The organism is Streptomyces sp. NBC_01445 (assembly GCF_035918235.1).
Lineage (GTDB): Bacteria > Actinomycetota > Actinomycetes > Streptomycetales > Streptomycetaceae > Streptomyces.
This window is the reverse complement of sequence record NZ_CP109485.1, coordinates 606756-633546: the sequence shown is the minus strand read 5'-3', so window position 1 is coordinate 633546 and position 26791 is coordinate 606756. Positions and strand designations below refer to the sequence as shown.

Here is a 26791-nt window from a genome sequence, read left to right as displayed (position 1 = left end):
TGGCCACCGCACAAGCGCGGAATCGCGCAGCTGCGGCACATGAGGCGGGCAGGCACTGAGGGCCGGTCGTGCCGCGGGGCACTGGGGCTCGAGGACCTGCTTCCGTTCATACGTTCAATGTGGCCGACGCGGGGCGATCACGCGTCGTCCCCCTGAAGCGAATCGCGTCTACTGCATCCGTGGTACCCGATGGCCGGGCGTACGGCCGACGCCGTCCCGCCTGCTCCGGGCGGCCCTCAGGCCTGTGGGCCGGTCGGTTCCACCGCTGGGCTGACCAGGCCGCACTGGTAGGCCATGACCACGAGCTGGGCCCGGTCACGCGCCGCCAGCTTGGTCATGGCGCGGTTGACGTGTGTCTTCGCGGTCAGCGGGCTTACGAACAAACGTTCGGCAATATCTTCGTTCGATAGGCCCAGCGCCACCAGGCACATCACATCGCGCTCCCGCGGCGTCAGGTACTGCAGGCGTTCCTGGACGACGGCCGGGTACAGCTCGGGCTGCGCCAGAAAACGGGAAATCAGCGCGCGGGTCGCCACGGGGGAGAGCAGCGCCTCACCGGCGGCCACCGTGCGGACGGCTTCGAGCAGGACGTCCGGCCGCACCCCCTTGCCGAGAAAGCCGCTCGCCCCCGCGCGCAGCGCCTCGGCGACGTGCTCGTCGTCCTCGAAGGTGGTGAGGATCAGGACTTTCACCCCGGCGAGGTCCTCGGACTCACTGATCAGGCGCGTGGCGTCGAGGCCGTCCATCTCGGGCATGCGGATGTCCATCAGGACCACGTCCGGACGGAGCTCTTCGCAGAGGTCCACGGCCTCCCTGCCGTTCGCGGCTTCCCCCACGGTCTCCATGTCGTCCGCGGAATCGAACAGCATCTTGAAGGTGCCCCGCAGCAGAGCCTGGTCATCGGCGAGAAGCACTCGGATCGTCACGCTCGTCCCTCCTCGGCGGTGCCCCTCGAACCCGTCTCGTCGGTACCCGCCGACGCCGGTTCGCCCTCGGCCGTGCCGGACAGCAGCGGCAGCTCGGCAATCACGGTGAAACCGCCTTCGGCGCGCGGTCCGGCTTGCACCCTGCCTCCGACTGTGCCGGCCCGCTCGCGCATCCCGATCAGCCCGTGGCCCTTTCCCGGGTCGGAACGGGTGGGCTGCGACGGTCCGTCGTCCTGCACAGTGATCGTCAGCAGGTTCGGGAGGTAGGACAAGTCCAGTCGGGCCTGGTCCACACCCGAGTGCTTGCGCACGTTGGTCAGGGCCTCCTGAATGATGCGGTAAGCCGCCAGGTCGGCCGCCGGTGGCAGGGGTTGGGGGTCGCCGCTCACCGTCTGTTTGACAGCAAGCCCAGCGCGTTCGAAGGACGCCAGAAGGTCGGGTACGTGACCCATGCCCGGCGTCGGATCACGGGGCGCGGCTGTCTCGTCCGGCTGCCGCAGCAGGCTCACGGTCACCCGCAGTTCGTCGAGCGCGGACTGACTCACGTCGCGGATCCCCTCCAGGGCCGTGAGTACGTGTTCGGGCCGCTGCTCCACAAGGTGGACGGCGACGCCCGCCTGGGCGTTGATCAGGGCGATGTGGTGGGCCACGACGTCGTGCAACTCACGTGCGATCCGCATACGTTCGGCCGCCACCCGCTGACGGGCCTCCTGCTCGCGGGTGCGTTCCGCGTGCTCCGCCCGTTCTTCCACGGCTGCCACATAGGCCCTGCGCGATCGCACTCCGTCCCCGACCGCCGCCGGCAGAGCCGTCCATGCCAGCATCGCCGCGTTGTCCGGGGAGAGCCACGCCCGTGGGTCGGTCACAAGGGCCGCCCCCACCAGCACTGACGCCGACGCGCACGCTGTGGTCCAGGTGGTGCGCCGGTCGGTGCACGCGGCGACCGTGTACACGGACAGGATGACCGAACTCGTCCCCAGCGGACCCTCCCGGAACCCGAGCGACTGAAGCACCACTGCGCAGGCGACGGCCACGACGAGTACGCCGAAGGGGTGGCGGCGCCGCCACACCAGCGCGAAGGAGCTGGTCCCGACGAGCACCACGGCCTGCCACCGGATGGAGATCCGGTGCTGCTCATGAATGATCGAGACCGCCACCATCGACAGCAGAAAGACCACGGCCGCCAACAAGACGTCCTTGACGCGAACCCGAGCCTGAGCTCCCGGACGTTTAGCGGTCATCACTGCCATGTCACCAACGTAGGGCTGGTGACCGGACCAGGCACCGCGAGCGCATCGGCTGTGGGATGCGTGGATGCGTCCGTGGACGCATCCACGGTCAGAACCGCGGGCACATCCTCGTCAGCGGTCCTCGGCCAGTTGGAAGGCGGGGGCCAGGAAGGTCTTCGCGCCGGGGGCGCTCGGCATCCGCATCAGCGCACGGGCCTGCTTACCGAGGGCTTCCATCTGCTTCTGGGCCCGGCGGAGCTCTTCGGGGTGGCCGTCGAACACGCGGTTGAGCGTCCTGAGCATCTCGGTGTAGGCGCGGTCGCACCGTTCGGACGCTCTGCGCGCTGCCGAGCCCTCCTCCAGCCGCTGGGTGTCGGGATTCTCGACCAGGCGATGCACACCGCTCGGATCGAACGGGATCGGCGGCCCGTCGAACGCCCAGTAACCGTGCGTCTTGACCAGCCGGCGCCCTTGCACGATCTCCCAGAACCGGTAGTAGTGCGCCAGCTCATCCGCGACTGGCTCGGCCGGTAGTGGTCCGTCGGCCGCCGATGGTTCGGTGACGGCCGGCGGTTCGGTGGCGGCCGACGCCGAGGCCGGCGCCCCTGTGCCGGTGGCGAGTACCCCCGACACAGCGGCAGTGGCCGCCAGTTGCAGAGCGGTACGTCGGTCGTGCCCGCCGACGGCCCCGTCCTGATCGGTGCTGGTCATGACGCCCTTCCCGGTAGCGGGCCCACGGTCGGGTCCTGGGCATGGCCCTCGCCCTGGTCGATGATCTCGAGGATGGCCCAGAGCGCTGTCTGCAGATTGGTCACCCGGTACAGCCGTCCGGGGGCGTGCGGCCAGCTGACCTGTCTGCGTGGATCGCCGCTGAACAGATTCTCGTCACTCTCGTCGAGATCGGTCAGTGCCTGTGCGATGTGCTGGTAGAACCCGCCGACGGTGGTGGCGTCGTAGTCGGCCAGGGCGAAGAACTTTCGAGGGGCGTCGAGGGCCTCTTCGGTGAGGTTCTGGATGTTCCCGAACTCGTCCAGCTGAGGGTTGTACCCAGAGATGGCCGTGAGCTCTCTTTGGCCGGCCGGGGCGAGCGGCTCCTCGGGCAGCTCGATGCCCATGAAGACCTGGCGTACCCGTTCGATCGAGCAGGCGCCGAGCGAAACCTCCAGGTCGGGCATCACCCCGCCGGGCAGCCGCCCCGGGTAGACGGGAACCAGGCCCGGGTCGTCGAACCTGGGGGTGGTACCGATCGAGTTCATGATGTTTCCGATCAGTGCCAGGTGCAGCATCTCTTGCATGACGACGCTGCGGATGATGCGTTCGACCTCTCGGTTCTTTCCGTCCTTGAGGGAGAACATCGCGCAGAGATACGGGGGAATGGTGGCGTGTTCGAGGGCGAGAGCTGATCGCAGGAGCAAGTCCAGCTCTGCCCGGGCTTGCACCGTCGTGGTCGCCGGAGGGAAGACGTGATCATCCCCGGCCTCGACCGTTCTGGGAGGAATTGAAACGGTCTCGTTCATACGTTCCTTTGGTCGCATCGCTCTGACGCTGCACGATCGCACGGCGTCAACGCGTCGACGGGGAACGGCGAAGCTCAGTACCGCGCTCAGGGGAGCCGAACAGGCAAATGGAGCAACAGGGGGCCGTCTCCCGGCCTGCGGGGGCGTCCGGTCCAGTAGTGGACGCGCCTTGTCGTGTTCGGGCCGGCCGTGCCGTGACGGCCCGGCGATGCACGCTGTCGCAGTTGCCGTTCGGGCCGCCTGCTACCACCGTGGAGAAATGGAGTCCTGCTGCGGCAGGCGGAGCGCCCTCGGCCTCCGGTGGGTCGGACCGAACCGATGCCGCCGCCGGCACGCTCGCTGATCGGCAGCCACCGGACCCCTAAGGCTCGGCCTGGGACAGACCGGCCGCGCGACGCGCGTACACCTCCGGGAGCCCGGTGCTTCCCTGTCCTGCCGGCTCCAGCGCAAGGGAGCAGTACATGACCGAGGCCCTTCCCCGAACGGACGGGTACAGCGCCGACGGACCGGCGGGCTTCCCCCGACGTCCGGTGGCCGAACGCGGAGAGGCCGTCGCCGACCTGCGGCGCATCGGGATCGACCCGGATTACTGGTATCCCGTGGCCCGGTCGCGGGCTGTGCGCAGGGAGCGCACCTTCGCCGCCGTCTTCGCCGGACAACGGATCGCGCTCTACCGCGGCCGGAGCGGAAGCGTCTACGCCTTGGAGGACCGGTGCGCGCACCGCCAGGTGCCACTGAGCCTCGGAGTCGTCGAGGGGGACGCCCTGCGCTGCTGCTACCACGCCTGGTCCTACCGCGGAAACGGCCGCATCTCGCAGATCCCGTACCTGCCCAAGGGGTGCGAGCGGCCGCCGCGCGGAGTGCGGTCGTATCCGGTCCGCGAGGCGTTCGGCCTGGTGTTCGTCTTCCCCGGCGACCCCGAGAAGGCCGAGGCGGCGCCGTTCCCGGTGCTGCCGGAGTTCGGCGCGGCCACGCACCGGACCATGACCTTCTCGCGCACCGTGCGCTGCCACTACTCGTTCATGCACGAGAACTTGCTCGACATGAACCACCAGTTCCTGCACCGCAGCGTGCTGGGCAGAATTCAGCCCGAGCTGCAGGGGTACGAGACCGGCCCGCAGTTCGTCGAGGCCCGCTACCTCTTCGTCCCCGCCGGGGGCAAGAAGGACCGCGGCGCCGGACTGCTGTCCGCCGAGGGGCTCGGTGGACAGCAGACACCCGACGAGATCACCATCCGCACCCAGTACCCGTACCAAACCCTGCAAGCCGTCCCCGACGGCGCCGAACTCCCGTCGTTCTCCCTCTGGGCGGCCTACGTGCCGGAGGACGCCGAACAGCGCATCAACCACGCCTACGGCCTGCTGATGATCGCGAAGCCGCCGGTCCCCGGGGTGCTCCGTCTGGCATGGCCGCTGATCCGCCGCTTCACTGAACGGGTGTTCGCCCAGGACCGGATGGCGGTCGAGGCCGAGCAGCGAGCCTGGGACGAACAGGGCGAGGACCAGAACCATGAAGTGTTCCCACTGATCCTGGACGTGAGACACATGCTGCGGACGAACGGCGTACCGCTCGACGCCGAGTCCGTCGGCGAGGGCGGGCAGCAGGGTGCTCCGCCGGATGTCGACGACCACGAGAAGGATCCCGGGCCCACGAACTGACCGGCACGGGAAGGGTGTCGGCGGTCAGGAGGGAAGCGCCGTGCTGCGGGTCTCCGGGGCGAGGCGTACCAGGAGCATGCCGATGACGAAGACGGCCGCGGTCAGGGTGAGGGGGAGGGTGAGCGAGCCGGTGGCGTGGATGCCGTAGCCGATGAGGAAGGTGCCGCCCGCGGCGACCCATCGGGAGAAGGTGGTCGTGAAGGCGAAAGCGGTCGCCCTCATCCGCGTCGGGTACTGCTCCGGCAGCCAGATGGTGAAGACCGCGAAGCTGGCGCCGCCCAGGCCGAGTACCGGCAGGAAGGCGAAGAGCAGGGCGATCGAGTGGTGGGGATAGGCCCAACCGTAGGCGCCCACGATTCCGACGATCACCAGCGCGAAGAGTGAGGCGAGTGCGCCGCGCCGCCCCATGCGCGCCGCGATGCGCGGCACTGCAAAGCAGCCCAGGATCGTGAAGGCGGCCACCGTCATGGACGAGAGGCTGGCCAGGCGCACGGTGGCCGCATGGCTGTAACCGGCCTCCTCCGACAGACCGGTCATGGCTGTGGGTACGTAGGTCGAGCCCGCCCACAGCCCGATGACACACACCACAAGGAGCAGCAGGTTGCCCACGGTACGGGCACGGTAGGGCCGGGAGAGAACCTCGACGACGGGCTGCCAGAAGGACCGCGCCTGCTGGCTGGACGTGTCCTCCTGCCAGCGCTCCGGCTCGGGAGTGGTGCGCCGTATGAGGAAGACGGCCAGGGCGGGGAGGCCGCCCACGAAGAACATTCCCCGCCAGCCGAGTTCAGGTCCGGCGAGCAGATAGATGACGGAGATGGCGAGGACGCCGAAGTAGGCGGCGGAGTGCATCAGACCGCCGAATCGCGCGCGCACCCGCTCGGGGATCACTTCGGAGAGCAGCGTGCCGGCCATGGCCCATTCGCCGCCGACACCGACGGCTGCCAGAAAGCGATACGTATTCCATTCCCACAGGTGGGTGGCGGTGCCGGCCAGGGCGGTGAAGACCCCGTACATGAGGATGGAGGCCATCATGGCGGGCTTGCGGCCGAAGCGGTCGGCGATGGGCCCCCAGATGAAGGCGCATCCCCAGCCGAGCAGGAACACGGCGGCGCTGACCTGTCCGTGCCAGCCGATGTTGTCGGGTGTGACGGGGATGCCGCTGGCGGGGAGCAGTGCGGTCAGGGCCGGGGCCAGCACGAGGCCGGGGATGGTCCAGCTGAAGCCGTCCATGGCCCAACCGCCGAACGAGCCCCAGAACGCGTGCCGTTGGGGACCGGTCAGCCGTGTGGGGGTGGGGGTGCCGGTGCTTGCGGTGGACTGCTCATTGATCGTCACGGGTACCTCGATTCGGCTCAGGAGGTGACGACATGGGGGGATGCCGACAGAGCGGAGTGGGGAATTGCTCGAGGCCAGGCGTCGGCGTGCCTCTCGGAAGTCAAATTGGATGGACCACTGGGCCTCTAGGCCTGCGCTAGAGTGTCGACAGGGTCTGATGTGCTGTCAAGGGTGAGCGGCACCAAGAGTGTTGGGGGAAGGGACGGGTAGTCCGTTGTCCGAGTCACTGCGTCCGGTTCCCCGGCCTCGTCTGTACGAGCAAGTCGTCGAGCGGCTCCGCGAATACGTACACCTGGAAGGTCTCCAGGCGGGCGACCGGCTGCCCCCTGAACGCGACCTGGCCGCACGCCTCGCGGTGAGCCGGACCTCGGTGCGGCAGGCCATCGTGGCCCTGGAAGTGCAGGGCCTCGTCGAAGTGCGCCACGGTGGCGGCACCTTCCTGCTCCGCGACCGCCTTGACGCCGAACCACTTCAAGCCATGGTGGAACGGCGCCGTCGGCTCCCCGATGTCCTGGACGCCCGGGACGCGCTGGAGACCAAAATCGCAGCCCTCGCAGCCGAACGCCGCACGGACGAGGACCTGAAGGAGATCGACGCCGCACTCGAGGCCATGGCCGGCGCCGTCCGGCGCGGGGAGCTGTGCGTCGCCGAGGACCAGCGCTTCCACGCCGCCGTCACCGCGGCGGCGCACAGCCCGCTTCTCGCCGAGTTCATGGCGGAGATAGCCCAGCCGATCGCGGAGAGCCGCAACGAGTCACTGCGCCAGCCCGGCCGCCCTGCCCAGTCACTCGAACAGCATCAACTCGTCGCTGACGCCGTGCGCGCCGGCTCACCCGAAGACGCGGCCCGGGCCATGCACACCCACGTCGACAGCGTCGGCAAGGTCAAACTCCTCGACTGGCGGCCAGAGGGGGAGTGACCGCCCCTCCAGCCGCTCCCCTGCAGGTCGCTACGCCGAGTCCGTCTCCAAGAGAAGCGCCGAGACCGTCGTGACGCCGGGCGCGGCCGTGAGCAGTGTGCCGAGGGTGGTCTGCTCGGAGCGCTCGCCGGCGGCTTCGATGCCGACGAGCAGGACCCGCCACGGCACTTGGGCGCCCTCGCCCTCGGTCTCGACCGTGATGACGTCGCCCTCCCGCCGCGTTCGGAAGGTGGCTGCCGTGGAGCCATCCGCGGCAGGGATCCGAGTGACCGTCATCGTGCCGTCCGCCGGAGCATGGACGCGCAGTGTCACCCCGTGGGCCCAGTCGTACACTGCGCTGTCATCGCTCTCCCCGAACGGGATCACCGAGCCGGGGCGAGCCAGCAACGGCAGGCTGTCGAACCCGTACCGCTCGCGTCGCCAGCCCGGCCCCCGGACCCGCTCGCCCGACAGCAGATGAGTCCACGTCCCGTCAGGCACGTAGTACTCGACAGTCCCCTCCGCCGAGAACACCGGGGCGACGAGCAGGTCCTCGCCGAGCATGTACTGCCGGTCGAGGGCGTGGCACGCCGGGTCCTCGGGGAACTCGAGCAGCATGGCGCGCATCACCGGTGTGCCCCGCTCCCGCGCCTGCTGGGCCGCGCGGAAAAGATACGGCATGAGGCGGTGCTTGAGGCGCGTGAAGTCGCGGGTGACCGTCACGGCCTCCTCGTCGAAGTCCCACGGCACGCGGTACGACCTGCTGCCGTGCAGCCTGCTGTGCGAGGACAGCAGGCCGAACTGCACCCACCGCTTGAAGACTTCGGGCGTCGGCGTGCCCTCGAAGCCGCCGATGTCGTGGCTCCAGAAGCCGAAGCCGGACAGGCCGAGGGAAAGGCCGCCGCGCAGCGACTCGGCCATCGCCCCGAAGTGGGACTCGCAGTCGCCGCCCCAGTGGACCGGGAACTGCTGCCCGCCCGCGGTCGCCGACCGAGCGAAGAGCACAGCCTCGTCGGTGCCCCGCTCCTCGCTCAGCACTTCGAAGACGGTTTCGTTGTAGAGCTGCGTGTAGTAGTTGTGCATGCGCTCCGGGTCGGAACCGTCGTGCCACACCACGTCCGTCGGAATGCGCTCGCCGAAGTCGGTCTTGAAGCAGTCCACGCCCTGTGCGACAAGACCGCGCAACTTGCCCGCGTACCACTCCCGCGCCTGAGGGTTGGTGAAGTCGACCAGCGCCATGCCCGCCTGCCACAGGTCCCACTGCCACACATCACCGTTGGCCCTGCGCACCAGGTAGCCATGGCGCATGGCTTCGGTGAAGAGCGGGGACTTCTGGCCGATGTACGGGTTGATCCACACCGAGACGCGCAGCCCCTGCTCGTCCTTGAGGCGGCGCAGCATGCCCTCCGGGTCCGGGAAGACGTCGGGGTCCCACGTGAAGTCGCACCACTGGTACTCGCGCATCCAGAAGCAGTCGAAGTGGAAGACGCCGAGCGGGATGCCGCGCTCCGACATGCCGCGGACGAACCGGTTGACCGTCTCCTCGTCGTAGGAGGTGGTGAAAGAGGTGGACAGCCACAGCCCGAACGACCAGGCGGGCGGCAGCGCCGGGCGGCCGGTGAGGGCGGTGTAGCGGTCCAGGATGTCCTTGGGCGTCGGGCCGTGGATGACGTAGTACTCCAGCGACTGGTCCTCGACGCTGAACTGCACCTGCCCCACTGCCTCGGACCCGATCTCGTACGAGACGTGGCCGGGGTGGTTGACGAAGACGCCGTAGCCCCGGTTGGTGAGATGAAAGGGGATGTTCTTGTACGCCTGCTCGCTGGCGGTACCGCCGTCGGCCTGCCAGATGTCCACACTCTGGCCGTTCCTGGTGAACGGGGTGAAGCGCTCGCCGAGCCCGTAGACCAATTCGCCGACACCCAAGGACAGTTGTGCCAGCGAGTGGTGGCGGCTGTCGCCGGTGAGGGCGAAGCCGGTGCCGCGGGACCCGGCGGAGGTGAGGACGCGGCCCTCGGCGGTGAACTCCAGGCGCCAGGGTGCGGCGGTGTCCACCCGCAGGGACAGCTCCCCGCTGGTCAGCTCCAGCAGGGACCCGTCCCGGGTGATCTTCGCGGTGTGGTCGGGGTCGGTGCGCAGGGCGAAGTCGGGGCCGTGTGCGGCGGCGCCCGCGTGGTGGGTGGAGCGGGCGCCGATCACGCCCTCGGCGGGTGACCAGCATTCGACGGTCAGGAGCGGGCTGTTGAGGGTGTGGCCCCGCTTCTCCACCCGCCGCACCGGGGCGTACAGGGTGAGCCGGCCGTCGTCGACGCGCGCCTCGGCGATCTCGGTGGCGTACGACGCCCGGACGCCCTCGCGCATCAGCCAGTAGCCGTCGGTGAACTTCATCGGTGGTCCTTGTCAGCGGTGGTGGTTCGCGCGCGGTGGGTGGCGATCAGGTCCCGGAACCAGCGGTAGCTGTCCTTGGGGATGCGCTCCTGGGTGTCGTAGTCGACCCGGACGATGCCGAACCGCTGGCCGTAGCCGCGGGCCCACTCGAAGTTGTCGAGCAGTGACCACACGTAGTAGCCGCGCACGTCGACGCCGGCGCGAATGGCGGCGGAGAGGGCTTCCAGGTGACTACGGAGGTACTCGATCCGGTCGGTGTCGTGGACCCGGCGGTCGTCCGTGACCGTGTCGGCCTCGGCCGAGCCGTTCTCGGTGATGACCAGCGGGGGCAGCTCGGGGTAGCGCTTGGTCAGGTCGACCAGGAGGTCCGTGAAGGTGTGCGGGACGACCGGCCAGCCCATGGTGGTGTGCCGTACGTCGTCGCGCCAGGTCTCGGTGACCCGGATGTCGACGGCCGTACGGGTCGCCGGGTCCGGGTCGCGGTGCGGGGCGTCGGCGACGGTGATCGGCCGGTAGTAGTTGATGCCGACGAAGTCGAGTGGGGCGGCGACGAGTTCGAGGTCGCCGTCGAGACGGTACGAAGTGTCGAGTCGGCTCGAGCCGTTGGCCGGCTCGCCCCAGGTCTCGGCTTCATGCTGCGGATAGCGCCCGGCGAACAGCGGGTCCAGCCACACCTCGTTGTGCAGGGTCTCGGCCCGGCGCACGGCGGCGAGGTCGGCCGGCGAACCGGGGGTGGCGGCGAGCAGCCGGTCCGGGTTGAGCGTGATCCCGACCTCCTGGGCGCCGGCCTCGCGCAGGGCGCGGACGGCGAGGCCGTGGCCGACGAGGAGGTGGTGGGCGGCGGCCAGCGCGCCACGGCCCTCCCGTGCGCCGGGGGCATGGGCGCCCGCGGCGTAGCCGACGAAGGCGCTGCAGAACGGCTCGTTGAGGGTGATCCAGCGGCCCACCCGGTCGCCGAGCCGTTCCACGACAAGGCCGGCGTAGTCCGCGAAGCGCTCCGCTGTATCCCGTACCCGCCAGCCGCCACGGTCTTCCAGAGCCTGGGGGAGGTCCCAGTGGTAGAGGGTGGTGGCGGGGGAGATCCCGGAGGTCAGCAACTCGTCGACCAGCCGGTCGTAGAAGTCCAGTCCGGCCGCGTTCGCCGGTCCTGTGCCGTCGGGCTGGATGCGCGGCCAGGCGACGGAGAAGCGGTAGCTGTCGACGCCGAGGCCGCGCAGCAGAGCCACGTCCTCGCGGTAGCGGTGGTAGTGGTCGCAGGCGATGTCGCCGGTGGCGCCGCCGGCCACGCGTCCGGGCTCGCGGCAGAAGGTGTCCCAGATGGACGGGCCTCTGCCGCCCTCCCCGTACGCCCCCTCGATCTGGTAGCTCGCCGTGGCGGCGCCGAAGAAGAAGCCGTCGGGGAATTCCGGGAATGCGGGGGTGCTCATGCGGCTGAAGCCCTTATCGCTGTGTGGTGCCATTACTTGATGGACCCGCCGGTGATCCCGGCGGAGATGTACTTCTGGGCCACGACCAGGAGGATCGCCGCGGGTACCGCGGACAGCACCGCGGTGGCCATGACCGCGCCCCAGTCGCTGACATGCGCGCCGACGAACTGGTAGATGCCCAGGGTGATCGGCTTGACGTCGTCGGTGGTGTTGAGGGTCAGCGCGAACATGAAGTCCGACCAGGCGAACAGGAAGGTGAACAGCCCGGCAGTGATGAGGGCGTTGCGGCTCATCGGCAGCACGATGCGGACGAACGCGGTGAAGCGGTTGGCGCCGTCGACCATCGCCGCCTCGACGACCTCATTCGGTATGGACACCATGAAGGCCCGCAGCAGCACGATCGCGAACGGCAGGCCGAGCGAGGCGTCGGCGAGGATCAGCCCCAGGTAGGAGTTGACCAGGCCCAGCTCCGCGTACGCGCTGTAGAGGGCGTTGGCGATGACGATGCCCGGCACCATCTGCGTGATCAGTGTGGTGAACACGATGCCCTGGCCGCCGCGCAGCCCGAACTGGGCGAGCCCGTATGCGGCGGGCGCGGCGAGCGAGAGGCATACGGCGACGGCGCCGAGGGCGACGACGAAGCTGGTCAGCAGCGAGCCGCCCTGACTGGAGAAGGCCGTGTCGAAGTTCTCCAGGCCGGGCGAGGCCGGGAACCACTCGGTCGCGGCGACGCTCGACTCGGGCTGGAGCGCGGTGTTGAGCATCCAGTAGACCGGGAAGAGCAGGACGGCGAGGATCAGCAGCGCGGCGGTGGTGTTCCAGGAGGCCCGCAGGCGGCGACGGTTCGAGTTCGGGTTCACGGTCGGTCACTGCCCCTTTCCGAAGTCGGCGCGGTTGGCCCGCAGGTACAGCACGGCGAAGACCGCGCTGATGAGGATGAGAACGTTGCCCACGACGGCGCCCTGGCCGAAGTCGAGCTGAAGGAACGACAGTTGGTACGTGACTGTGCCCAGGGTCTGTGTGGAGTCCGCGGGCCCGCCCGAGGTCAGCGCGAGGATCAGGTCGAGGATCTTCACCGTGGACATGAAGCCCAGAACGAGGACGACGGTGACCACCGGGCGGAGCAGCGGCAGGGTGATGCTGCGGAAGGTTCGCCAGGGGCTTGCCCCGTCCAGTGACGACGCCTCGTAGAGTTCGCGCGGGATCTCCTGGAGGCCGCCGTAGAGGATCACCATGTTGAAGGGGATGCCGATCCAGATGTTGACCATGATCGCCGACAGCAGTGCCACGCCGGGGCTGCTCAGCCATGGCACGCCGCCCTCGGTCAGGCCGACGGCGTGCAGGGCGCTGTTGAGCATGCCGTGGTCCTGGTCGAGGATGCGCCGCCAGACGACGGCGGACACGACCATGGGCACCAGCCAGGGCAGCAGCAGGATCGCGCGGACGAGGCCGGAGAGCCGGAAGCGGCGGGAGAAGAAGACGGCGAGGGCCAGTCCGATGGTGAACTGGCCGAGCAGGGAGCCGGCCGTGAAGAGCGCCGTGTGCCACAGGGAGCCGGCGAACAGTTCGTTGCTGAAGACGGCCCGCCAGTTGTCGAGCCCGTTGAACGGTGCCTCGCCGGTGAAGTACGTCTTGGGCGTGTAGTGCTGGAAGCTCATCACGATGTTGCGGACGAGCGGGTAACCGAAGAAGAGGGCCATGTAGGCGAGCGCGGGGGCGACGAAGAGCCACCGGAGCAGCCCGCGGCGGCGGGTGCCGGAGCCGGCTCTCGCGGGGGCGGCCGAGGAGCCGGAGGTCTTGGTGGCCGGGGCGGTGGAGGCGAAGGTGCTCATGTCCGGTTCCTCACTTCCCCGTGGAGGCCTGTTGCTGGGCGCGGTGCAGGGCCTGTTCGGGACTGGTCCTGCCGGTCAGCACCGACTGGAAGGCGCCCGCGAGCGCGTCTCCGACCACCGGCCAGCGGGTGCCGACCTCGGCGGTCCGGGAGCGGGCGGTGGTGACCAGGTCGGCGAAGGCGGCGAGCTTGGGGTTCTGTTCGGCGTAGGCCCGCGCGGCGGCGGCCCGGGTGGGTACGTTATTGACCGACTCGCCCCACTTCAGCTGATTCTTCTGGGAGTTGAGGCAGTTGAGGATCTTCCCCGCGTTCTTCTCGCGGGAACGGTCCTCGTTCTTCGGCACCGCCATCACGGTGCCGCCGATAGGTGGGATCGCGTCCTGTCCCGCCTCGGGAACCGGGATACGGGCGACCGCCCAGTCCACCTTCTTCTGGGCGCCCAGCACCGGCACCTGCCACGGCCCATTGATCATCATGGCGGCGCGGCCGGCCACGAACTGGTCGTTGACATCCTGCTGGTTCCAGTTGACGACGGACTTCGAGGCGGACCCGTCCGAGACCAGGTCCTTCCACAGCTGGAGCGCGGCCTCGCCCTTGCCGTTGTCGAGCTTCGCCTCGTCACCGCCGCCGGACCAGAAGAACGGCAGGAACTGGTACACCCCGTCGGCGTTCGGGCTCGCGCTGAAGGCCATCCCATAGGTGCTGCCGTGAGTCATCTTCTTCGCGGCGGTCTTCAGCTCGGCCCAGGTGGTGGGCGGCGTGACGCCGGCCGCCTTGAGAAGTTTCGTGTTGTAGATCAGGGCCAGGGAGTTGACGGAGCGTGCGATCCCGTACTGGGTGCCGTCGTACGAGCCGAGGGAGGTGGCGCTGCCGGAGAACCCGGAGGTGTCGACGCCGACATCCTTCAGCGGGCGCAGGCCCTCGGTCCCGGCGAACTGCGGCAGCTCGGACCCGTCGAGCTCCAGGATGTCGGTGAGCGACTTCGACGAGGCCATCCGGAGCGCCTTCGAGGCGACCTGATCCGCCGGCACGCTGATCTGCTCGACCTTCAGCCCGATGGGCTTTGCGCAGCGATCGAAGAACTTCTGGTTGGCGGTGTGCTCGGCGGTGTCCGTGGCCGAGTTGAGCACGGTGACGGTGTCGGCGGCCGGTGTGGCGGCGCACCCGGTGAGGCCCAGCGCGGCCGTGGCTATGGCCAGGCCTGCGGCTGTGGCGGGTGGCAGTCTGCGCTCTGCGCGGGAATGCACGAGCGGTTCTCCAATCGGGGCTGCGGCTCGGGGAGTTGAGGGTCTTGCCGTGCGGTTCGGGGATGGTGCGCGGCAGTGCGGTGGGGGGCGTCTAGCGAGCGGTTCGTTGTCCGTGGTGCGCGGCTCGCGGCCGCCGCATCGTCGGGACGACGCTCAGGCATGCCCTTTCGGCGGCGCGATGGTGAGCCCGGGCGCCATCTGCGGCGCGATCAGGCGGTGAGGGGGGAGGCCCGAGGCCGGATGGGCCTGGGTCCCACGGCCGGGGCGCGCGGCGGCAATCGCCTTGACCGCGAGTTCGACGACTGCCAGGGACATCTCTGCGACGGGCAGTTCGATACGTGGCAGGAGCCGTCCGCCCAGGTCGTCGGGGAGGGTGCCGACGGGCACGACGGCGAGGTCCTCGGGGACTCGTAGGCCTGCCGTGGCCACTTCGGCAAGCAGATCGGGGAGGCGGTGCAGGTGCTGGACGACCAGCGCGGTCGGGGCGGGCCGCGCGCCCAGCACGTCGCGCACTCGGCGCCGCAGCACGTCGGGGTCGCTGGTCGAGGGGTGGACCCGGATGTCCGCGCCCGTCTCCTTCGCGGCACGCCGGGCGCCGTCGAGGCCATGGACGGCGTAGCCGCGGCGGGCCGCGATCTCGTGGTCGGCCGAGGCGAGGAAGATGATGTGCCGGTGGCCGGCCGCAGCGGTCTCGCGCAGGGCGAGGGCGACGGCGGCCTCCCAGTCGAGGTCGACCCAGGGCAGCGCCGAGTCGTCGTCGCCGCGGCCCAGCAGCGCGGTGGGGAAGCCCAGTTCGCGCATGGCGCCGATACGGGGGTCCTGCTCCTCCACCGCCATCAGGACCGCCGCGTCGGCCAGTCCGCTGCCGGCCACCCGGCGCAGCCCGCCGACCCCGTCCCGGTCGGTCATCAGCAGGAGGTCGTAGCCGTGGCTGCGGGCGGCATCGCTGATGTCGATGGCGAACCGGCCGTCCACTGCCCGGTAAGCGCCGGGCACGCGGGGGACGGCCAGGGCGAGAACGTCGCTACGGGCACTGCGCAGCGTGCGGGCGCTGGCCCGGGGGTGGTAGCCGAGCTCGGCGATGGCGGCCTGTACCGCGCGCCGGGTGTCCTCGGAGATCTTGCGGGAGCCGCTGAGGACATAGCTGACGGTGCTGGGCGCGACGCCCGCCCGTTCGGCGACGTCTTTGATCGTGGCCATTCCCGCTCCTTTGCGGTCCGGTCCTGGTCGTCCTGGCCGTTCTGGTTCTGGCCGCTCCCGCGGCGCTGTCCGCTGTGATCGTCGAATCGATTCGACTGACGGCGTGCGTGACTGTAGGAGGCTCTGGGGCGCGAGGGCAAGACCCCTGCGATAGATCGTTTGTGTTTATGTACATGAATCTACGTGGGGCTTTGGAGCGCGAAGGGTGTCAATTGCCCGCTTTGATGGGCCAGTTGATCGAGTACGTGAACAACTTTCACTGGTACGAACTCTTGAGGCTCCCGAACGGCGGGTGATAGTTCTATGCCCGACGATTTTTCCCTTCCCTGACACCCGAGTTGTGGGGCTGCCTTGCCTACTGGCGCGCACCCCACGACGCGCATCCGTCATGCCTGGAGGCGACACCGTTGAGAACGCCCATGTCCAGACGCACCTTCGCCCGACTCGCCGCAGCACCCGCCGTCGGAGCGCTGGTCGGGCTGCAGCCCGGCAGCGCGTCGGCTGCGCCTCGGTCCGCCGCGCACCCGGCAGGGTCACGCACCGCCGGCCGCACTCACGCCGAGCGGGCGATGCGCCGCGCCGCGGCCTTCATGGACGAACACGTGTCCTACCGCGGCGCGTACGTCTGGAGCTACCTCCCCGACCTGTCCACCACCTGGGGGGAGATGGAGGCGAAGCGGACCATGTGCTGGGTCCAGCCGCCCGGCACACCCAGCGTCGGCCACAGCCTCCTCGACGCGTACCGCGCCACTGGTGACGAGACCTTCTACCGCGCCGCCGAACGCACGGGCCTCGCCCTCGTCGAGGCCCAACTCCCGGTCGGAGGCTGGAACTACATCCACGACTTCGCGGGCGAGCGTTCCCTGCGCGACTGGTACGCGACCATCGGCGCGAACGGCTGGCGCCTGGAGGAGTTCCAGCACTATTACGGCAATGCCACCTTCGACGACGCCGGCACCTCCACGGCGGCGCAACTGATCCTGCGCCTCTACGTGGAGCGCAGGCACCCGAAGTTCAAGACGTCCCTGAACCGCGTCATCGACTTCATGCTCAAGGCGCAGTTGAGCGGAGGCCCGGCCGACGGCGGCTGGCCGCAGCGGTTCCCCGCGTTCTCCGGCGCGGTGAGCGAGATGCCGTGGCCCGAAGAGCGGCCCTCCTGGCTGCCCTCGGACGTCCAGCACGGCATGCAGGACGGCGACTACACGGGCCACGTCACCTTCAACGACGACGTCCTCGGCGAGAACATCAAGTTCCTGCTCATGTGCATCTCGGCGCTGGGACGGCGTGACCTGACCCGGCCCGTGCTGCGCGCCATGGCCTGCCTGCACCGGCTGCAGCAGCCCGGACCCCAGGCCGGATGGGGCCTTCAGCACCTTTCACACACGGTGGGCGGCCGGCCCGCCGGCGCTCCGGCCAGCGCCCGCTCGTACGAGCCGCGGTCCCTGACCACACACACCACGCAGACCAACATCCGGCAGCTTTTCCACTACTTCAGACTCACCGGCGACCACGACTACCTGCGCCGTGTGCCCGAGGCCATCGCCTGGCTGGAGTCCTGCCCGCTCACCAGCGAGCAGAAGGGGGAGAACCCGCTCCTGAAGAACTCCACGCACCCGACCTTCGTGGAGCTGGACACCAACCGGCCGCGCTTCGTGCACCGCTTCGGCTCCAACATCCGCAACGGCTCCTACTACTACGACCACGACCACCGCAACACACTCAGCCACTACTCCGGCGGCCGCTCCGTCGACCTCCCCGGCCTCAAGTCCACGTACGACGAGCTGATGGCGCTGAGCCGCTCCGAAGTCGCCGATCTGCGCGACCGGTCACCGCTCACCCCTGGCGGAGTGCGGGAACTTCCGCGTTACTTCAGCGTGCGCGACCTCGACCTCACCGACCTGTTCCGAGGCGCCGACCCGGCCCTGCCCGAGGTGACCGACGACCAGGCGAGCGCCCTCGTCGACGGCCTCGGCACCAAGGACCACTGGATCACCCCCATCGGCACCACCACCAACCCGTACCTCGGCCCGGCACCAGCCACGCCGTACGAGGGCATGGCCTACATGAGCAAGCACGTGGGCGACTTGCACGACACCTCGCCGTACGACCCGGCCACACCGCCCGCAGAGCCGCCGTACCAGCCGCACGACAGTGCCGAGGGGATCACGACGTCCGCCTACACCGGCAACATGGCCAAGCTCATCGCCTACGTCGCCGACTGAGCCCTCCACCGCCAAGGTCCCGGCCTCAGGGGGAGGCCAGGATCGGCTCACGGCTCCAGCGGAAGACGTGGACCAGGTGCGGCTCCACGATTCCGGCGCTCGGAATCTCGCCGTCGAACCACCGGTCCACGCAGGTCCAGTGGAAGGGGTGGCCCAGATACTCGCCGGTCAAGCCCTGGACGTCCGCGTACTCCTGCTCCCAGACATGGGTCCAGTGGGAGGGCGTGAGCGTCTGGTCCACTGTGCTCAGAGACCAGGAGCGGATGGTGGAGATGTGCTCGGGCATCGCCATGAGATCCGCCTCCAACTGCCCGACGAGAGCACCGGATGTACCGGGGCGCACCGCGAGCAGCAGTGTTCGTTTCACGCGCGGGCCGCGCAGGGGCATGTACCCCCTGCGTACCTGCGCGAGAGCGACCGTGTCCAGAGGCTCCGGCAGACCGGCCTCCGCAGCGATGTCGGCGGGAGTCCGGTCCGCCGTCACGTCCCAGGTGGCGCCGGTGCCGCCGAAACTGCCCGGCAGATCGGCCGCCGCGGAGCCGCCGAGGACGCCGGGCCCCGCAACAGCCGCCTTGCTGTACGCCTCGGTGTTGTCGTCCGGGAGCAGAGCCACCCAGCGGGTCACGTCGCCACCTCCTCGTGAACACGTGAGACCGGTTCCAGCACATGACGGTCGCGGTCGAGCGCGATCTCGTCCGTGTACGCCCAGAATGCAGCGACCCGAGGATCGGCACCGGCCGCGGCGCGCGCGGCGAAGAACGCGCCGCTGTCCGCCAGCGACCACAGGATCCGGACCATCACGGTGTCCGGGCCGGTCCAGGCGCGCCAGAGACGCTCCTCGGCCATGCCCCGGCCCACGGCACCCGGCAGATACTCCGCGCGCCAGCGTCGCAGCCACTCCTCGACGGCATCGCCGGCGAGGACGACGACGTCGAGCACCTGGACCCGGCTCACGACAGCTTCTCCAGTACTTCGGCCCGGTACCGGTCGATCTGTTCACGCAACGCGCCGAGACCCCGTGGGCCCGAGAGGCCGTCGGCCCCCCGGATGTGCGGGGCGATGACAAGGCGCGTCGCGCCCGCGTCGACGAAGCCCCGTACCCATGAGGGATCCCCGGCGCGCTCACGGTCACAGGAGCCCGGCCACACTGTGATCTCCACGGCGTCCTCCGCCCTGCCCGCCCCGTGCGCGGCCTCGCGCAGCAGACCGGCCTGGCGGGCGAAGTCCTCGGGAGTGATCGTGTAGGGGAACCACCCGTCGCCGATACGCCCCGCGCGGCGGACGGCGGGATCGCTGTTCCCGCCCAGCACCACGGGCACGGCACCGCTCGCAGGGCGCGGCAGCGAGTGAAGACCGTCGAAGGAGACATGCCGCCCCAGGTACGAGGCGGGGCCGCTGCCCCACAGCGCACGCATGGCGCCGACACACTCCTCGAGCCGCTGCCCCCGGTCCTTGTAGGGCACGCCGACGGCGGCGTACTCCTCCTTCTGCCAGCCGATGCCGAGTCCCAGCATCAGCCGCCCGTCGGAGTGCCGGTCGATCGTCGCGGCACGCTTGGCCAGGACCACCGGGCTGTGCAGCGGGGCGACGATCATCGCCGTACCGAACCGTAGGGCGCTCGAAGCTCCGGCGAGGAAGGCGATGGTCTCCAGCGGGTCGGGCATGGGCGCGGCGCCCGAACTGCCAGGTATCCGGCCGTCGTTGGAGTACGGATAGAGCGGTTCGTACCGTTCGGCGACGGCGACGTGCTCGACCGTCCACAGCGACTCGACGCCGCACTCTTCGAGCGTGCCCGCGAGGTCGCGGAGGAACCCGCCCGAGGTGATCAGGCCGTCGGTGAACGGAGCCATCATTCCAAGTCGGAGCATGCCAGGGTTCCCTCACTTCAGCGCGTCACCACTATGCCTGTTAGAAGTGTTCCTATCAGGAATAGAGGGAGCGTGGAAGAGAGTGAACACGGAGCGGGTGCCGGCGCCCGCCCTGGTGCTGTCGGGGCTTACGGCAGGGCAGACCGGTGTAGCCCGCCGGTCAACTGTCCTTGCGGGCCCCGCTGGCCTTGATCCACGCGTGGGGGGCGTAGGCCACCTCGACCCTCGTCTCGGCGCGGGGGTCTGCCTTCCATACGAGCAGCGCACCGGCGTCGATCGAGTACGAGAACTTGCCTTCCTTGCCGTCGACGAAGTGCAGCACCTCGCCTCGGTGCTCCGAGGTCTGTCCCTCTTTGCCAAGCACTACGAGATTTACGGACATGATTCGACGTTACGGCGGGAGCACCGATTTCGCCCGCCGGATGCAGGGCGGGGGCTCTCTGGAGGGCCGTCGCGTGCGGGCTACCTGGCCAGTCGGGGCAGCAGCGAGGACGCGGCGACGATGCCGAGCGCGGCGGCCACTGCGAGTACCGCGTAGTCCAGAGGCAGATGCGCCGGAGTGCCCAGCAACAGGCCGCGCAGCGCGTCGACTTGATAGCTGAGCGGGTTGATCCGGCTGATCGCCTGAAGCCAGCCCGGCATGAGCGAGACCGGGTAGAGGGCGTTGGACGCGAAGAAGAGCGGCATGGTGATGGCCTGGCCGATGCCCATCAGGCGGTCCCGGGTGAGGACGATGCCGGCGATGGTCATCGACAGACAGGAGAAGAACGCCGATCCCAGCACCACCGCGACGGCAACGCCGAGCAGACGCAGTGGGTTCCAGGTCAGGGCGACGCCGAGGAGCGCCGCGATGACGATCACGACGACGGCCTGGATCAGTGCCTTGACTCCGGCGGCGAAGGCCTTGCCCGTGATGAGCGCCGCGCGCGGTGTGGGCGTGACCAGGAGCTTGGTCAGGATGCCGGCGTCCCGCTCCCAGATGATCATGATGCCGTAGAAGATGGCGATGAACATCGCGGACTGGGCGATGATGCCGGGCGCGAGATAGTCGATGTAGGGGATGCCGTGGGTCGGGATCGCCTTGATCCGGGTGAAGGTCTCGCCGAACACCAGCAGCCAGAGGGCGGGTTGGACGGCTCGGGTGTACAACTCCGAACGGTCGTGCCGGAGCTTCTGCAGTTCCACGGCGCACAGGGCGAGCACCCGGGCGGGTGCCACGCGCCATCCGGTACGGGCCGTGGGCGGGGTCAGGAGCAGGTCGAACTCGGCCGGGTCAGCCGAGCCTTGACGCGGTGCGGCGGGTGCTGCGGACATCGCGGAAGTCACCACCTTCGCCACCGTCGCTGTCGAGCCCGCGGCCGGCGACGTCGCGGAAGACGTCCTCCAAGGTCGGCCAGGGCTCCTGGGATCCGGCGTTCCCGCGCTGCTCGTGCAGGTCGCGGCGGAGTCCGTCGGGGGTACCGAGAGCGTGCACGCGCCCGCGGTGCATGAGCGCGACCCGGTCGCAGTACTGGTCGGCCTCGTCCATGTAGTGGGTCGTGACCAGGACGGTCATGCCGGTGGCGCCGCGGACCGCGTTGATGTGGTCCCACACGCTGGTCCGGGCGATGGGGTCGAGCCCGATGGTGGGTTCGTCGAGGATCAGCAGGCGCGGGGCGCTCACCAGTGCCTGGGCGAGTTCCAGCCGGCGCACCATGCCGCCCGAGTAGGTCTTGGCCAGCCGGTCCGCGGCGTCCGTGAGGTCGACCGCGGCGAGTGCCTGGGCCACCCGACGGGCCCGTTCGCGCCGGGAGACGTCGAAGACGCGGGCGAACAGCGTCACGTTCTCCCGCCCCGTCAGGCCGGAGTCGGCGGACAGCTGTTGCGGTACGTACCCGAGGAGCCGGCGGACCGCCATCCGCTCCGTCGCCGCGTCGTGCCCGAACACGGATACGCGGCCGCGCGGCACCGGCAGAAGGGTGGTGATGCAGCGGATCGCGGTGGTCTTGCCGGCGCCGTTGGGTCCGAGCAGTCCGAAGACCTCGCCCGGCCCGACCGTGAGATCGAGGCCGTCCACGGCCCGGGTCTCACCGAACGCGTACTCCAGTCCGCGGCAGCAGACCGCGGGGTCCTCGCTCATGCCTGTGCACCTCCCGGTTCTCCCTGTACTCCCTGTACTGCGTGGGGCGTTTCACCTTCTGTGCGGACGGTTTCTGCGCGGACGGTGGGCGGGCAGATGGTGGGCGTGCGGTCCTCGTGCAGGTTGTCGGCGAGCTTGCGCAGGGCCGGCAGCGCGGCGGTGAGCGCGGCCCGGTCCGCCGGGTCGAGCGCCACCAGTTGTTCCCGCATCAATGTGCCCCGCCGGACCTGCCAGTCGCGCAACCGGGCCGCGGCGGCCGGGGTCGCGTACAGCAGCGCCGATCTGCGGTCCGAGGGATCGGTCTCGCGACGCAGAAAGCCGTCCTTGACCAGCTGGTTGACGAGCGTGGAAACGGAGTTCCCGGCGAGACGCAGCTCCCGGGCGGCGGCCGACACACCGATTCCCGGCCGGTCGACCACCAGGCGCAGCAGCTCTACCTGGGCGCCGCGAAACGGGGGCGCACTCAGGCCGTGCCGGAGCCTGCGCCGGGTCAGGCGTTGCACGGCGGCGAGCGCGTCGGCGAAGGCATCTGCCAGCTCGTCCGTGGCCATGAAATAAGTTTAGCTCTGTGTACGAGCTATTCCCAGACCCCTACGGTGGGCGCACGGAGCCTTTCCCTTCTCCAGAAAGCTGAGGCCATGGCCATCGACGTGAACGCTCTGCGGGCCCACTTCCCCTCCCTGGACCACGGGTTTGCCTTCTTCGACGGTCCGGGTGGGACGCAGACCCCGAGCCCGGTCGCCGACGCCATGGTCGCGACGCTGACGGGCCCTCTGTCCAACCGGGGGGTTGTGAGCCGCTCCGAGCTCAACGCCGAGCGCGCCGTCACGGATTTCCGCGCCGCCTACGCGGACCTGCTCAATGTGCCCGCCGACGGCGTCGTCCACGGGCGCAGCGCGACCCAGCTGACGTATGACTTCTCCCGTCACCTGGCCAAGGGCTGGAACGCGGGCGACGAGATCGTCCTCAGCCGCCTGGACCACGACTCCAACGTCCGCCCCTGGGTACAAGCGGCCGAGCGTGCCGGGGTGACGGTCCGCTGGATTGAAATCGACAGCGAGAGCATGGAGCTCGACCTCGATTCGTTCGAGCGGGCGCTGTCGCCCCGGACGCGCCTGGTCGCGGTCACGGCGGCCTCGAACGTGCTGGGCACCAAGCCGCCCCTGCGCCGCATCGCCGACCGGGCGCACGAGGTCGACGCCCTGGTGTACGTGGACGGGGTGCACTACGCCGCCCACCACCTGGTCGACGTGCCCGCGCTGGGCGCGGACCTCTTCGTCTGCTCCCCGTACAAATTCCTCGGACCGCACTGCGGCGTGCTCGCGGCGGCGCCCGAACTCCTCGAAACCGTCCACCCCGACAAGCTCGCGCCGTCCCCCGACACCGTGCCGGAGCGCTTCGAGTTCGGCACCCTGCCGTACGAAATCCTGGCGGGAGCCACCGCCGCCGTGGACTTCCTCGCCGCGATCGACCCGGGCACAGGGGCCGCACGCAGGGAGCGGCTCGCCCATTCGCTGGGCTCCCTGCACGAGCACGAGCGGACGCTGCGTACGAGGCTCGAAGAGGGGCTACGCGCTCTGGGCGACGCCGTCACCCTGCACTCGAAGGCGGCCGACCGCACCCCGACCCTCCTGATGACGATCGAAGGCCGCGACGCCCGCGAGGCCCAGGCCCATCTCGCCGCACGCGACGTCCTGGCCCCGGCCGGGTCGTTCTACGCCTACGAGACCTTCACCGCCCTGAAGCTGGAGAACCCCGCCCTTCGAGTGGGCCTGGCGCCGTACAACTCGGCCGGTGACGTGGACAGGTTCCTCGACGGGCTCGCGTCTTTCCTCTGACCCGCTTTTCCTGTGTGTGGCCGGCAGGCCTCGATCAACCCACCATTAGCCGGGACTGAGGGCCTGCCCGGTCAGCGCTTGGGCCCCGCGGTCCGAGACCGCTGCCCTTCAACGGCGAACGCCTACCCCGAGCCCTGGGCCGGCCCCGATGGGCAGCAGCGCTGGATGGACCAGGTCACGGCCGTCAGCTTCGAGGACACCCGCGAAGTGATGGAACGCCTGGGCGAGATCACCGCCCCGACCCTCGTGCTCTGAGGCGACCAGGACCAGGGGGTCGATCCCGCCACCGGCACGCGCCTCGCCGCGGCAGTTCCCGGCGCCACCCAGGTCACCGTGCCCGGGGTAGGACACTTCGCCGCGGAGGGCGATCCCGACGACACAGCCCAGGCTCCGATGCGCCTTCTGGCCTGATGGTCACCGTCGAAGCGCCGCCGCCGGGCCGGGCGCTCGCGGCCCGGCCCTGAGCGGTCAGCGCTCCGGCTCGGAGGCCGTGAGCTGGAGGCCGTTCTCCCAGATCTTGTTGAGTGTCGTGACGAGCCGCTCGAAGGGAATGCGCTGGCCCAGCACGAACACCATGTAGGCCATGCGGCTCACCATCACGGACAGAGCGTGCGCCGTGACCAGCGGATCCAGGCTCGTGTCGGCTTCGCCGTTCTCCTGCAGTGTCTGGATCAGCTTGGCGTTGCGGCGCGCGAACGCGTTGCCGCGCTCGATACGCAGCGCCATGAACTTCTCGTCGACCTGGGCCACTTGCTCGAACAGTGCCATCAGGCGCGCGTTCTTCTTGTACGCGCGCAAGTACTCACGGTTCGACGCGTCGATGAGCTGCCGGGTGTCGGTGATCCCGGTGCGCTCGCGCAGGTGCGGGTGGAGCATCTCCTCCTGCACCTGCGCGACGAGCGCCTGGAAGATCTCTTCCTTGCTGTTGAAGTACGTGTAGAAGGACCCGGAGGCGACATGCGCGGCCTTGGAGATGTCCGTGATCCGGGCATCCAGATATCCGTCGCGTTCGAAGACCTCTCGGGCGGCGGTGATCAGCGCGTTACGTGTCCGGACACCGCGCGGGCTGCGGGGCGTGATCGGTTGTTTCTGGCCGCCGTCTGCGGCCGGGGCCTGGGCAGCCACTGGGGTCCATCCACTCTTGATCGATCACGTACATCACCGGTAGCGGCGGATATTATCAGCCGAGGGTGGAGAGGAACTCCAGCAGCGCGGCGTTCACATCCTCCGCTCGCTCCTGTTGGATCCAGTGCCCGGCGCCGTCCAGGACGACGTGTCCACGGAGGTCGGTGAGCATCCGGTCGAGGTGCGCGGGCATGAACTTCCCCACCGGGTCCTTCGACCCGGTGATGAAGAGTGACGGCTGGTTGATGAGACGGCCGTCCAGGTGCTCGGTCAGCGCCCAGTTGCGATCGAGGTTGCGGTAGTAGTTGAGGCCACCGGTGAAGCCGGTCTCCTCGAACGTCTTGACGTAGTAGGTGAGTTCCTCGTCGCCCATCCATCGCGGAGGAGGCAACTGCTCATCGGCCTTGGCGGCCCACTTGGCCGAGTAGATCTCCCTCGTGACGAGGGTCCTGCGCACGTTCTGGCTCAGCGCCCGGTCGGCGACGCCCGGCTCCTGGAACCACACGATGTAGAAGTCGTCGCCGTTGCGTGAGCGCAGGATGGGCAGCGGCGGGGCCGGGGCGCGCGGCGTCGGCGGCACGCTCATCCCGGCCACCGCGCGTACCCGCTCGGGATGGAGCAACGCCATGTTCCACACCACGGAGGCGCCCCAGTCGTGCCCGACGAAGAAGGCGTCGTCCGCGCCGACGTCGTCGAGGAGCCCGGCCAGGTCGGCGCAGAGCGTCAGGATGTCGTAGGCGTCGGCATCGTCGGGGCGTGAGCTGCCGCCGTACCCGCGCATGTCGGGAACCAGGACGCGGTACCCCGCCTCGGCGAGCGGGAAAACCTGATGCCGCCAGGAAAAGGCCAGCTCAGGAAAGCCGTGGCACAGGACCACGGGAGGCCTGTCCGGCCGTCCTTCACCGTGTTCGAAGACGCGGAGGGTGATGCCGTTGGTCGTGACATCCCGCGCCGCGACGCGCTCCCAGTCGGTGATCGGCATATGCGTCGTCATGTGCCCAGAGCTCCTGTCGTTCGCATGCTGGCCGGCGCAAGGAACTCACGCCGGTGAGGGGCGTGTTGTAGGTGTTGAACTTGACGTTGGGTTCAAATATACATGAGGCGGGCCCCAGAGGCGCGAACCGCTGAAGAGGAGACGACGACGGTGACCGGAAGCATCCAAGCAGCCCAGTCGACGACGGTTCTGGCCGAGCGACGAGGTTCCGTGCTCGTGCTGACGCTCAACCGTCCGGACCGTCTCAACGCCTGGACCGACGAGCTGGAAGAACGCTACTTCGCTCTGCTCGACGAAGCCGAGGCGGATCCCGGCGTGCGGGCGATCGTCCTGACCGGAGCGGGCCGCGGCTTCTGTGCGGGAGCCGACATGGACGACTTGCAACAGGCCGGTGCGACAGTGGAGTTGATGGCTGGCGCGATGCCGAAGAGGGAGCGCCCCCGGTGGTTCCCGCTGACGCTGCGCAAGCCCCTCATCGCGGCCGTCAACGGGGCCGCCGCCGGGCTCGGCCTCGTCGAGGCCCTTTACTGCGACATCCGCTTCAGCACACCCGATGCCAAGTTCACGACGGCGTTCGCGCGCCGCGGCCTGATCGCCGAGTACGGCATAGCCTGGCTGCTGCCGCGCCTCATCGGCCAGAGCCGGGCCATGGACCTGCTGCTTTCCGGGCGGGTGGTGCGCGGTACGGAGGCGTACGAAATGGGGCTGGTCAACAGGGTCGTCGACGCGGATCAGCTCCTCGACGCCGCAGTCGAGTACGCCACCGAACTGGCCACCTGGTCCTCACCCGCGTCGATGACCGTCATGAAGCACCAGGTGCTCCAGGCTCTCGACACCGACTTCGTCACGGCCGCCGACGCGGCGGACGCACTCATGCCGGAAGCCTTCCGCCGACCCGACGCCGCCGAGGGCGTCGCCAGCTATCTGGAGGGCCGCGCGCCCGCATTCCGCCCCCTCGACCCCAAGTGA

Annotated in this window: 24 protein-coding genes and 1 pseudogene; 5 read left to right on the top strand and 20 right to left on the bottom strand. The window is 69.4% G+C overall.

All coding sequences use genetic code 11. From position 1 onward, the window contains the following. Window positions 1–236 precede the first annotated feature (236 nt). The 4 genes from OG574_RS03180 to OG574_RS03165 all read right to left on the bottom strand — a co-directional run bounded on the left by OG574_RS03180 (window position 237) and on the right by OG574_RS03165 (window position 3672). Window positions 237–926 (bottom strand): response regulator transcription factor, encoded by a 690-nt coding sequence (locus tag OG574_RS03180; RefSeq protein WP_326771732.1) that lies wholly within the window; start codon window positions 924–926, stop codon window positions 237–239. Continuing rightward, window positions 923–2176 carry a sensor histidine kinase gene (locus OG574_RS03175; RefSeq protein WP_326771731.1) on the bottom strand — a complete coding sequence of 418 codons (1254 nt, stop codon included), beginning with the start codon at window positions 2174–2176 and terminating at the stop codon, window positions 923–925. Before OG574_RS03175 ends, OG574_RS03180 begins: the two co-directional genes overlap by 4 nt. Before the next feature lie 111 nt (window positions 2177–2287). Further along, on the bottom strand, window positions 2288–2866 hold the full coding sequence (locus tag OG574_RS03170) for a hypothetical protein (protein WP_326771730.1): 579 nt from the start codon (window positions 2864–2866) through the stop codon (window positions 2288–2290). Next, window positions 2863–3672, bottom strand: a complete 810-nt coding sequence (locus tag OG574_RS03165) for a ferritin-like domain-containing protein (protein ID WP_326771729.1) — start codon at window positions 3670–3672, stop codon at window positions 2863–2865. Before OG574_RS03165 ends, OG574_RS03170 begins: the two co-directional genes overlap by 4 nt. A 461-nt stretch (window positions 3673–4133) precedes the next feature. Between OG574_RS03165 and OG574_RS03160 the strand changes: the two genes are divergently transcribed. Beyond that, window positions 4134–5330, top strand: coding sequence for an aromatic ring-hydroxylating dioxygenase subunit alpha (locus OG574_RS03160; protein WP_326771728.1), 1197 nt, complete (start codon window positions 4134–4136; stop codon window positions 5328–5330). A 24-nt stretch (window positions 5331–5354) separates the two neighbouring features. On the opposite strand, the gene OG574_RS03155 is transcribed toward OG574_RS03160, so the two are convergent. Then, complete coding sequence (locus OG574_RS03155) at window positions 5355–6665, bottom strand: MFS transporter (RefSeq protein WP_326771727.1); 1311 nt, start codon at window positions 6663–6665, stop codon at window positions 5355–5357. Window positions 6666–6879: 214 nt separating this feature from the next. On the opposite strand from OG574_RS03155, the gene OG574_RS03150 reads away from it, so the two are divergent. Continuing rightward, window positions 6880–7584, top strand: coding sequence for a FadR/GntR family transcriptional regulator (locus OG574_RS03150; RefSeq protein ID WP_326771726.1), 705 nt, complete (start codon window positions 6880–6882; stop codon window positions 7582–7584). Window positions 7585–7614: 30 nt separating this feature from the next. Here OG574_RS03150 and yicI read toward each other — a convergent pair whose 3' ends face one another. The 6 genes from yicI to OG574_RS03120 form a co-directional block, all read right to left on the bottom strand. Next, a complete protein-coding gene (gene yicI / locus OG574_RS03145) occupies window positions 7615–9951 on the bottom strand; it encodes an alpha-xylosidase (protein ID WP_326771725.1) in 2337 nt (778 codons plus the stop codon). Beyond that, window positions 9948–11378, bottom strand: a complete 1431-nt coding sequence (locus OG574_RS03140) for a GH1 family beta-glucosidase (RefSeq protein WP_326771724.1) — start codon at window positions 11376–11378, stop codon at window positions 9948–9950. The genes yicI and OG574_RS03140 overlap by 4 nt, the downstream gene beginning before the upstream one ends. Window positions 11379–11410: 32 nt before the next feature. Then, window positions 11411–12238 carry a carbohydrate ABC transporter permease gene (locus tag OG574_RS03135; RefSeq protein WP_398377450.1) on the bottom strand — a complete coding sequence of 276 codons (828 nt, stop codon included), beginning with the start codon at window positions 12236–12238 and terminating at the stop codon, window positions 11411–11413. A 6-nt stretch (window positions 12239–12244) separates the two neighbouring features. After that, a complete protein-coding gene (locus tag OG574_RS03130) occupies window positions 12245–13210 on the bottom strand; it encodes a carbohydrate ABC transporter permease (protein ID WP_326771723.1) in 966 nt (321 codons plus the stop codon). A gap of 10 nt (window positions 13211–13220) precedes the next feature. Continuing rightward, window positions 13221–14456 carry an ABC transporter substrate-binding protein gene (locus OG574_RS03125; protein WP_326771722.1) on the bottom strand — a complete coding sequence of 412 codons (1236 nt, stop codon included), beginning with the start codon at window positions 14454–14456 and terminating at the stop codon, window positions 13221–13223. 153 nt (window positions 14457–14609) lie between these two features. Then, entirely contained in the window at window positions 14610–15656 is a 1047-nt protein-coding gene (locus OG574_RS03120) for a LacI family DNA-binding transcriptional regulator (RefSeq protein WP_326771721.1), read from the bottom strand. A 419-nt stretch (window positions 15657–16075) separates the two neighbouring features. Here OG574_RS03120 and OG574_RS03115 point away from each other — a divergent pair, with 419 nt between their 5' ends. Then, window positions 16076–17878 (top strand): pectate lyase, encoded by a 1803-nt coding sequence (locus OG574_RS03115; protein ID WP_326771720.1) that lies wholly within the window; start codon window positions 16076–16078, stop codon window positions 17876–17878. A gap of 25 nt (window positions 17879–17903) precedes the next feature. Here the strand turns inward: OG574_RS03115 and OG574_RS03110 are convergent, their stop codons facing one another. The 7 genes and pseudogenes from OG574_RS03110 to OG574_RS03080 all read right to left on the bottom strand — a co-directional run. Further along, the gene (locus OG574_RS03110) at window positions 17904–18503 is read right to left on the bottom strand and encodes a Dabb family protein (protein WP_326771719.1); all 600 of its coding nucleotides are present in this window, start codon (window positions 18501–18503) and stop codon (window positions 17904–17906) included. Beyond that, on the bottom strand, window positions 18500–18832 hold the full coding sequence (locus OG574_RS03105; RefSeq protein WP_326771718.1) for a hypothetical protein: 333 nt from the start codon (window positions 18830–18832) through the stop codon (window positions 18500–18502). The genes OG574_RS03110 and OG574_RS03105 overlap by 4 nt, the downstream gene beginning before the upstream one ends. Next, entirely contained in the window at window positions 18829–19746 is a 918-nt protein-coding gene (locus tag OG574_RS03100; RefSeq protein ID WP_326771717.1) for an LLM class F420-dependent oxidoreductase, read from the bottom strand. Before OG574_RS03100 ends, OG574_RS03105 begins: the two co-directional genes overlap by 4 nt. A 160-nt stretch (window positions 19747–19906) precedes the next feature. After that, a complete protein-coding gene (locus OG574_RS03095; protein WP_326771716.1) occupies window positions 19907–20128 on the bottom strand; it encodes a hypothetical protein in 222 nt (73 codons plus the stop codon). Between the two features lie 80 nt (window positions 20129–20208). After that, complete coding sequence (locus OG574_RS03090) at window positions 20209–21060, bottom strand: ABC transporter permease (RefSeq protein WP_326771715.1); 852 nt, start codon at window positions 21058–21060, stop codon at window positions 20209–20211. After that, window positions 21020–21865: an ABC transporter ATP-binding protein gene (locus tag OG574_RS03085; protein ID WP_100593625.1), complete on the bottom strand. Its 846-nt coding sequence runs from the start codon at window positions 21863–21865 to the stop codon at window positions 21020–21022. Before OG574_RS03085 ends, OG574_RS03090 begins: the two co-directional genes overlap by 41 nt. Window positions 21866–21975: 110 nt before the next feature. Then, window positions 21976–22416: pseudogene (locus OG574_RS03080) on the bottom strand (MarR family winged helix-turn-helix transcriptional regulator); the annotation flags it as partial. A gap of 87 nt (window positions 22417–22503) precedes the next feature. Here OG574_RS03080 and OG574_RS03075 point away from each other — a divergent pair. Then, entirely contained in the window at window positions 22504–23703 is a 1200-nt protein-coding gene (locus OG574_RS03075) for a cysteine desulfurase-like protein (protein WP_326771714.1), read from the top strand. Window positions 23704–24171: 468 nt separating this feature from the next. Here OG574_RS03075 and OG574_RS03070 read toward each other — a convergent pair whose 3' ends face one another. Both OG574_RS03070 and OG574_RS03065 read right to left on the bottom strand, forming a co-directional pair. Next, window positions 24172–24828, bottom strand: coding sequence for a TetR/AcrR family transcriptional regulator (locus tag OG574_RS03070; RefSeq protein WP_326771713.1), 657 nt, complete (start codon window positions 24826–24828; stop codon window positions 24172–24174). 55 nt (window positions 24829–24883) lie between these two features. After that, window positions 24884–25822 (bottom strand): alpha/beta fold hydrolase, encoded by a 939-nt coding sequence (locus OG574_RS03065; protein ID WP_326771712.1) that lies wholly within the window; start codon window positions 25820–25822, stop codon window positions 24884–24886. A 150-nt stretch (window positions 25823–25972) separates the two neighbouring features. On the opposite strand from OG574_RS03065, the gene OG574_RS03060 reads away from it, so the two are divergent. Then, window positions 25973–26791 (top strand): enoyl-CoA hydratase-related protein, encoded by an 819-nt coding sequence (locus OG574_RS03060; RefSeq protein ID WP_326771711.1) that lies wholly within the window; start codon window positions 25973–25975, stop codon window positions 26789–26791.

Coding starts and splice junctions, on each gene's coding strand:
- OG574_RS03175 (WP_326771731.1), bottom strand. CDS start 2,176: ATGGCAGTGATGACCGCTAAACGTCCGGGAGCTCAGGCTCGGGTTCGC.
- OG574_RS03090 (WP_326771715.1), bottom strand. CDS start 21,060: ATGTCCGCAGCACCCGCCGCACCGCGTCAAGGCTCGGCTGACCCGGCC.
- OG574_RS03065 (WP_326771712.1), bottom strand. CDS start 25,822: ATGACGACGCATATGCCGATCACCGACTGGGAGCGCGTCGCGGCGCGG.
- OG574_RS03170 (WP_326771730.1), bottom strand. CDS start 2,866: ATGACCAGCACCGATCAGGACGGGGCCGTCGGCGGGCACGACCGACGT.
- OG574_RS03130 (WP_326771723.1), bottom strand. CDS start 13,210: ATGAGCACCTTCGCCTCCACCGCCCCGGCCACCAAGACCTCCGGCTCC.
- OG574_RS03115 (WP_326771720.1), top strand. CDS start 16,076: ATGTCCAGACGCACCTTCGCCCGACTCGCCGCAGCACCCGCCGTCGGA.
- OG574_RS03095 (WP_326771716.1), bottom strand. CDS start 20,128: ATGTCCGTAAATCTCGTAGTGCTTGGCAAAGAGGGACAGACCTCGGAG.
- OG574_RS03100 (WP_326771717.1), bottom strand. CDS start 19,746: ATGCTCCGACTTGGAATGATGGCTCCGTTCACCGACGGCCTGATCACC.
- OG574_RS03165 (WP_326771729.1), bottom strand. CDS start 3,672: ATGAACGAGACCGTTTCAATTCCTCCCAGAACGGTCGAGGCCGGGGAT.
- OG574_RS03075 (WP_326771714.1), top strand. CDS start 22,504: ATGGCCATCGACGTGAACGCTCTGCGGGCCCACTTCCCCTCCCTGGAC.
- yicI (WP_326771725.1), bottom strand. CDS start 9,951: ATGAAGTTCACCGACGGCTACTGGCTGATGCGCGAGGGCGTCCGGGCG.
- OG574_RS03120 (WP_326771721.1), bottom strand. CDS start 15,656: ATGGCCACGATCAAAGACGTCGCCGAACGGGCGGGCGTCGCGCCCAGC.
- OG574_RS03140 (WP_326771724.1), bottom strand. CDS start 11,378: ATGAGCACCCCCGCATTCCCGGAATTCCCCGACGGCTTCTTCTTCGGC.
- OG574_RS03085 (WP_100593625.1), bottom strand. CDS start 21,865: ATGAGCGAGGACCCCGCGGTCTGCTGCCGCGGACTGGAGTACGCGTTC.
- OG574_RS03160 (WP_326771728.1), top strand. CDS start 4,134: ATGACCGAGGCCCTTCCCCGAACGGACGGGTACAGCGCCGACGGACCG.